We start from the raw sequence: 7,486 nt of genomic DNA, 5'->3' as shown, positions 1-7,486 counted from the left end.
TGGGACAAGGCCTCGCGTAGGGTCATGCCCCCTCTTTACCCCAAGGCCGCATATCGGTCAAGTCTGGCTGGAACCGGGTGGCCACCGCCTTGGCCTGGGTGGTCTTGTACCTGGTTCTCACCCCTCTCTTGGGCCTTTTGCAAGCTCTTTCCCAGCGCTACGGCTTTTACGACCCGGAAAGGCTCGCCTGGCACCTCCTGGCCGGCTTGGGCGGGGTTTTCCTTCTTGCCATCCTGGGGGTAGGGTACAAGCTCCTTTCCATGTTCACCCTCACCCACGGGGTGGACGAGCGGGTCCTGGGGCTTTTCCTCTGGGCGGCCAACCTGGGGCTTCTGGGTCTGGCCATGGGGGAAAGGCTGGGCTACGTCCTCCTTCTTGTGGCCTACGCCCTCGCCCTCTACGACACCGGGCGCATCCTCAAAAACCGCATGAAAAAAGCCCTGGATATCGGGGTGCGGCACTACCTCCTTGGCCTCTTCTTCTTGGGCCTTTCCCTCGTGGTCCTGCCCTTTAACCCGGTCTGGGCGGCCCTTTGGTTCGCCTTGGGCTTTGTGGGGCTGGTGGTGACGGGGATGCTCTACAAGATCCTGCCCTTTCTGGTCTGGACCCACCGGTACGCCCCGAGGGCGGGGAAGGAAAAGGTCCCCCTGCTCAAGGAGATGCTCCCGGAGGGAGCGGGGTATGGGTCGGGGGCTTTGCTGGCCACAGGGGCGCTTCTTCTTCCCTTCTTTCCCTGGGCGGGGTGGGTTTACCTCGCAGGGGCTTTGCCCCATGTGTATGCCCTTTGGGAGGTGATGCGGCGATGAACCCTTTGGAGGAGCAGGCATGGAACCTCTTGCGCACGGTCTACGACCCGGAGCTGGGCCTGGACGTGGTTAACCTGGGGCTCATCTGCGAGCTCAAGGTGGACCCCCCCAGGGCCTATGTGCGCATGACCCTCACCACCCCGGGCTGCCCCCTGCACGACAGTATGGGGGAGGCGGTGCGCCAGGCCTTAAGCCGCATCCCGGGCATAGAAGAGGTGGCGGTGGAGCTTACCTTTGACCCCCCCTGGACTCCGGCCTGCCTCTCCCCGGAGGCCCGGCGGCTCCTGGGCTGGGCCTAAGTGCCCCGTCTTGGCTTGGGCTACGACGGGGCCCCCAAAAAGGCCGGGCTCATGCCTCTTCGCCTTCTCCCGGGTAAGTTTCGCGCATCGGCCCTTAGGACAGGCGATGCTCTTCCCCGGCCATCAACCCCAGGAAGGCCGCCACCACCTCGGGGTCAAACTGCTGGCCTCCTTGCTCCTCTATGTAGGCCAGGGCCTTTTCCCTGGACCAAGCCTTCCGGTAAGGGCGGTTGGAGGTCAGGGCATCGTACACGTCCACCACGGCGAAGATGCGGGCGGCAAGGGGGATCTCCTGCCCCTTCAGCCCCCTGGGGTAGCCCGAGCCGTCCCAGCGCTCGTGGTGGGCGTAGGGGATCTCCAGGGCCTTTTTGAGGAAGGGGATGCCGGAAAGCCACTCGTAGGCGTAGACGGGGTGCTTCTTCATGATGGCCCACTCCTCCTCGGTGAGGGGGCCGGGCTTGAGGAGGATGGCGTCGGGGATGCCGATCTTGCCCACGTCGTGGAGGATGGCCCCGCGCCGGATGTCGTCCAGGTCCTCCTCGGGCACCCCCAGGGCGCGGGCGAGGCGCAGGGTGAGCTCCGTGACCCGCTCGGTGTGGCCGGCGGTTTCCTGGTCGCGGAGCTCCACCGCCTTGGCCCAGCCCCAGAGGGTGAGGTCGTAGGCGGCCTCCAGCTCCCGCTGGCTTTTGAGGAGTTCTTGGAAGGTCAAGGCGTTGTCCAAGGCGATGGCTCCCTGGGCCGCCAGGGCCTCCAGGAACTCCTCGTCCTCGGGGGGGAGGTTCCAGGGCCTGCGGGTGAACACGGCCAAGACCCCGAGGAGCTTCCCCTTGGCGAATAGGGGATAGGCCCTTTCCGCCGCCAACCCCTCTTGCAGCGTGAAATCGGGGTGAGTCCCAGGGTTTTGGGCTAGGTTATCGGCGGCGATCGTGCGCCCTTCCAGCGCCGCTACACCCACATACCCCTGGCCTAACGGGATGCGTTTGGGAAGGAGGGCGGCGGGGGAGAGGAACCCCCTATGCCCCCTTAGGAGCAGGACTCTTTCCTGGGGAGCGTACAGGAAAAGGGCCGCAGCATCCAGCGGCAGGCGCATCACCTGGTCCAGCAGCACCTCCAAGCTGGGCCCTAGGTCCAAGGAGGCGAGAATGGTTTGGTCCAAGAGGCGGAGGCTCTCCAGGTGGGCGAGGCGCTTGGCCAGCTTGTACCGCAGGCTTGCCCGACGCACTGCGTTGCCCATGGTTTCCGCCACCAGTACCGCTCGCTCCACCTCCGCCGGGGTAGGGGTATGGGGGTGAGGCCAGGCCAGGGTGAGGGCGCCCACGGGCTCTTTGCCCGCCAGCAGGGGGATCACCGCCCCGCTCCAGCCTTCGGGAATGAGGGGCTTGACACCCGGGCGCACCCGCGGGTCGCGCTTCAGGTCCTGGCTCGCCACCACCTGGCCCTGCAGAGCGAGGCTCACCAGGCTGGGCTCGCCCAGAGTGGGGGGTACCGGGAGGTCTTTGGCCCAGCCCCGGCTGGCCGCCTCTTCCAAGCGGCCCGTGTCCGTGTCGTAGAGGAGGATGCTTCCCACTGGGGCCTCCAGGACGGCTAGGGCGGCCTCCAGGGCGTGTTCCAGCATCTCTTTGACGTTTTCGCTTTGGCGCAGGGCCAGGCTTACCCGGGCGAAGGCTTCCAGGGAAAGCTCCCGCTCCTTGGCCTTGGTGATGTCCAGGCCCACCCCCAAGATGGCGGGCTGGCCCCCCACCTCCACGCGGGCAGCGGCGTAGTCCAGCCAGCGCACCTCCCCTCCCTTGGTGACGATGCGGAAGGGGTAGCGGCTTGGGGGGTTTTCTCCCCGCATGCGGGCCAGGCCCCTTTGCCGCACCATCTCCCGGTCGGCGGGGTGGACGAACTCCCAGATGGGGTGGCTTTGGAGCTCCTCCAGTGTGTAGCCGGTGAGGCGCAGGGCCTCTTGGTTGGCGAAGGTAAGGCGCTCCTCTTGCCACATCAGGATGAGGGCGGGGGCAGTTTCCGCCAGGGTGCGGAAGAGGGCTTCGGACTCGCGCAGGGCCCTTTCCCGGGCCTTTTCCTCGGTCACGTCCCGCTTGATGGCGATGAAGTGGCGTATTCCGCCGTTTTCCCGCACCGGGGTGATGGTCATCCGCTCGGTGTAGAGGGTGCCGTCCTTGCGGCGGTTGACCAGCTCCCCTTCCCAGACCTGGCCGGAGAGGATGGTGTCCCAGAGGCTTTTGTAGAAGGTTGGGTCGTGCATTCCCGACTTCAGGATGCGGGGGTTCTTGCCGATGGCCTCCTCTGGCGTGTAGCCGGTGAGCCGGGTGAAGGCGGGGTTCACCCACTCGATGCGGCCCATGCGGTCGGTGAGGACCACGGCCTCATGGGCGGCCTCGAGGGCTTCCTGCAAGAGCTTGCGGGTGGCCTCGGCTTTTAGCTTCTCCGTCACGTCCAGGGCCACCACCAAGACGGCGGGCCGGCCCCCGTAGTCCAGGGTGTGGGAGAAGATCTCCACCTGGATTTCCCTCCCGTCCTTGAGGCGGTGGGTCCAGGGTCCAGAGCGCTGTAGGGGGGGCCTTTCCTTCGCCAAGTCCTCCAGGAGGCGCAAGCGCTCCCTTTCCGGGCGGATCTCCAGGAGGGTCATGGAGAGGAACTCCTCCCGGGTGTACCCGTATTGCTCCATGGCCGCCTGGTTGACCTCCAGGAAGCGGTAGGTCTCCCGGTCGTAGACCCACATGGGCAGGGGATGGGCTTGGAAAAGAAGCCGGAAGCGTTCTTCCGCCTCCAAGGTTTCCGTGACGTCCATCCCGTAGCCGGTGAGGAGGCGGCTGTGGGGGTCGTACACCAGGGTGTCCCGCAGCCAGACCCAGCGCTCTTTTTGCCCATGCCAGAAGCGGTAGGTGACGCTGCACACCCTTCCGGGATGGGCCACGGCTTCCCGGCAGACCTCCTGGGCCTTTCCTCGGTCCTCCGGGTGCACCTTGGCGTAGAAGGCCTCTGGGTCCTGGGCCAGCTCCTGGGGAGCGTACCCCAGGAGGCGCTCCCCTTGGGGGGAAGCGTAAAGCAAGGGGAGCCAGGCGGGGTCGGCGCCTTCGGGCACCCGGGCTTGGAAGACCCTACCGGGAAGGGCTTCTAAAAGTCCTTGGAGCCGGGCCCGCTCCTCTTCCAGCTCGCTTTCGTCCCTGACGTTCAAGACGATGCCTTCCACCGCCGGGTCGCCGAGGAGGTTCCGCCCCCAAACCCGGACCTGTCGCACCTGGCCCCATGCGTCCAGCAGGCGGAAGCTGTACTCCCGCACCGCTTCCGGATGGCGCCGCAGATCCTCCAGCACCGCCTCGGCGTAGAGGCGATCCTCAGGATGGAGGAAGTCCAGGGCGAAGATGGGGGCTTGGGTGTAGCCCAAAGGGTTGTACCCCAGCACCTGGCCCACGTTGGGGGAGGCGTAGACGATGCGTCCTGCATTGTCCAGCACGAAGATCAGCTCACGGCTGTTTTCCACCAGGGCCCGGAAGCGCCGCTCCGAGGCGGCTAGAGCCTGAGAGGCCCGCCTTTGGCTGGCTTCCCAGCGCTGTGCCAAGAGGTAGATCAAGGTGGAGGAAAGGAGAACGAAGACCAAGCCTTTGCCCGTCTGCCAGCGGGTGAGCTCTTCGGCGACGGGGAAGAGGAGGAGGAAGAGCCGATCGCTGGCCAGGATCCAGGCCAGGGAAAAGGCGGCGTAAGCCAAGGCGATTTTCCAGGATGCGCTCGGGCCCACTCTCTTTTCCATTCTATGCGGCTTCTCTATGCGGCTTCAGAGACGTAGGGGTTCTGGTTTGCCCCAGAGGTAGCCCTGGCCCAAGGGGAAGCCCAGGTTCCGCAGGTAGGCCAGGGTGGCCTGGTCCTCTATCCCTTCCGCAATGGCCTCCAGCCCCAAGGCCTGGGCCAGGGCCAAGACGGCGGCCACCAGCCGGGCGGCGGGGCCCTGGGGGTTGGGCGGGGCCCCGAGGCGACGGGTGAAGGCCTGGCCCAGCTTGACCCCCTGCACGGGAAGCTCGGCTAGCCGCTCCAGGCTGGAGTAACCCGAGCCGAAGTCGTCCAGGTAGATGCCCACCCCCAGGTTCCGGAGGGCCTCGAGGGCCCGGGTGGCGTCGCGCCCCCGCTCGTCGGGGATCAGGGAGCTTTCGGTCACCTCCAGGACCAGGCGGTCTGGGGGGCAGCCGGTTTCCTCCAGGACCTCCGCTACCCGGAAGGCGTAGGTGGGGTCCAGAAGCTCCTGGGGGCTGACGTTCACGTGCACCCTGAGGCCGTGGCGGCGCTGCTCCTCGCAGGCGTGGCGGAGGACCCACTGCCCCAGCTGGCCCATGAGCCGGTGCCTTTCCGCCAGGGGGACGAGCTCGGAAGGGGGAGCCAGGCGCCAGCGGAGCAGGGCCTCCAGGGCCACGCTTCTGCCCGTGGCCAGGTCCACGATGGGCTGGTAGACCAGCCAGAGGCCTTCGCCCCCTTCCAAGTCCTCCCGCAAGGCTTCCAGGAGATGGATTTCCCGGCGTAGGGCCTCCTGGAGGTGGGGCTCAAAGAAGGCCAGGCGGTCCTTGCCTTCCCCCTTGGCCCGGTACAGGGCCAGGTCGGCCCGTTGCAGGAGCTCGCCGGGGGAAAGCCCCGGCTCCCCTAAGGCGATGCCCACCGAGGTGGAGAGGTGGTAGCCCCGTTCCCCCACGGGGCAGGGCAGGCGGGCCACCTCCAAAAGCCTTTCGGCCACGGCGACCGCCTCCTTGGCCTCCCTGAGGCCGGTGAGGAGCACCAGAAACTCGTCTCCCCCCTGCCGGGCCACCAGGTCCCGGGGGCGGAGGGCGGCCCGGAAGCGAGCGGCCATGACCCGGATCACCTCGTCCCCGGCGGCGTGCCCTTCCAGGTCGTTCACCAGCTTGAGCCCGTCCAGGTCCAGGTACAAGACCGCCAGGTTACGCCCCTCTTCCCGGAGGGCTTGGGCAAGCTTTTCCAGGAAGAAGAGGCGGTTGGGAAGGCCGGTGAGGGGGTCGTGGTAGGCCAGGTGCTGGAGCCTCCCCTCCAGCTCCAGCCTACGGAGGAGTAGGCCCAGTTGGCTGGCGAAGGCCTGGGCCAGCTCCAGGTCCAAGGGGGTAAAGGCGTCCTCCCGCTCAAAGTTGTCCAAGTATAAAAAGGCCTTCCGCTCCCCGGCCAGGTACACGGGCACCGAGAGGATGGCCTGGATCTCCTTCACCCTCCCCGCTTCCTCCATGACCCGCCGCCTCTTCTCGTCCAGCCGGGCGTTGAAGCGCTCCAGGTCCTTCCGGGTAAATACCTGGGCTTCGCTGTGCCCGGTGAGAGAAAGGGGCTCTTCGGGGTGTAGGCACACCTGGCGCAGGGCCTCGAGGTCGTACCCTTTGGCCGCCACAAAGTGGTAGCAACCGTCTTCCATCAGCACGGTGACGCTGCCCGCCTGGGCGGAGGGAAGGGTGTCCAGGGCGGCCTCGAGGATGAGCCCAAAGATGGAGTCGGAAAGCCCCTCGGCCATGAGGGTTTCGTAGACCCTCAGGAGGTTTTTGCGGAAGGTGCTCCAGCGGCTTTCCCGCGCCTGGGCTTCCTCCCTTTCCGTCACGTCCAGCCCCAGGGCCAGGACCTCCAGCACTTCCTGTCCGGGTCCAGGCACGGCCAGGAGGTGCCACTCCACCACCTCCTTTCCCCGGAGGATGTGGAGGCGGGGCCGGCCGGGTTGGGCTAGGGCTTCGGCCACGGGGAGGCTGAGCCCCTGGGGGAAAGCGGCCCGCAGGGCGGGGTTGGCATAGCGGAGGTGGCCTTCCTCGTCCAGCCGGGCCACATAAAGAGGGGAGGCTTCCAACAGGCCCTGGAGCCATCGGTTTCGTTCCCAAAGCTCCAGGGTGCGGGCTAAGGCCTCGGCCACGGCCCGGAGAAAGGCTTCCTCCTCCCCGCTGAAGCGCCTTTCCCGCTGGCAGTCGTCCACCCCCAGGAAGCCCCAAAGCTGGCCCTCCACTCCGATGGGCACCACCAAAAGGCTCTGGATCTCCTGGGCCTCCAGGAGGGGCCTTTCCTCCTCAGGGAAAGAGGCCACGGGGCCTGCCACCGCCTGGTCCTTCAGGAAGCGCTCCAGCCAGCGCCCGTAGCCCGCTTCCCGGAGGGGCAGGTTCTGCAGGGCCGGGTTCTGGATCTGGGGGCTGGTGCCGGGGCCCGCCCACTCGGCCAGCTGGTTGGCGTACCAGACGCCGTGGTGCACCTCGAGGCGGAAGAGGTAGGCGCGGTGCGTGGAAAGAGCCAGGGCCACCTGTTCCAGCGCATCCCCAAGCCCCTCGAGCCCCCGGCGGAGCAGGGGGAAAAGGGCTTGCGAGAGGGCTAGACCCCAGTTGCCCTTCATGGCTAGGCCCGCTCCAGTATACCCCTTTC

The 7,486-nt window shown here is 67.0% G+C and carries 3 protein-coding genes and 1 pseudogene; 2 read left to right on the top strand and 2 right to left on the bottom strand.

Annotated features, from left to right (window positions below; genetic code table 11):
• Positions 1–68: 68 nt before the first annotated feature.
• Positions 69–806 (top strand): annotated as a pseudogene (locus L1088_RS10470) (hypothetical protein); the annotation flags it as partial.
• A complete protein-coding gene (locus L1088_RS10465) occupies positions 803–1,105 on the top strand; it encodes a metal-sulfur cluster assembly factor (RefSeq protein WP_234554978.1) in 303 nt (100 codons plus the stop codon). The pseudogene L1088_RS10470 and the gene L1088_RS10465, both read left to right, overlap by 4 nt.
• 94 nt (positions 1,106–1,199) lie before the next feature.
• Here the strand turns inward: L1088_RS10465 and L1088_RS10460 are convergent, their stop codons facing one another.
• Complete coding sequence (locus tag L1088_RS10460) at positions 1,200–4,859, bottom strand: PAS domain S-box protein (protein WP_234554977.1); 3,660 nt, start codon at positions 4,857–4,859, stop codon at positions 1,200–1,202.
• 24 nt (positions 4,860–4,883) lie between these two features.
• Positions 4,884–7,457: a bifunctional diguanylate cyclase/phosphodiesterase gene (locus L1088_RS10455; protein WP_234554976.1), complete on the bottom strand. Its 2,574-nt coding sequence runs from the start codon at positions 7,455–7,457 to the stop codon at positions 4,884–4,886.
• Positions 7,458–7,486 lie beyond the last annotated feature (29 nt).

It is taken from the genome of Thermus caliditerrae (genome assembly GCF_021462525.1).
Lineage (GTDB): Bacteria > Deinococcota > Deinococci > Deinococcales > Thermaceae > Thermus > Thermus caliditerrae.
The sequence above is the reverse complement of the archived record's forward strand: the minus strand, read 5'-3'. Positions and strand labels throughout refer to the sequence as shown.

Coding starts and splice junctions, on each gene's coding strand:
- L1088_RS10465 (WP_234554978.1), top strand. CDS start 803: ATGAACCCTTTGGAGGAGCAGGCATGGAACCTCTTGCGCACGGTCTAC.
- L1088_RS10455 (WP_234554976.1), bottom strand. CDS start 7,457: ATGAAGGGCAACTGGGGTCTAGCCCTCTCGCAAGCCCTTTTCCCCCTG.
- L1088_RS10460 (WP_234554977.1), bottom strand. CDS start 4,859: ATGGAAAAGAGAGTGGGCCCGAGCGCATCCTGGAAAATCGCCTTGGCT.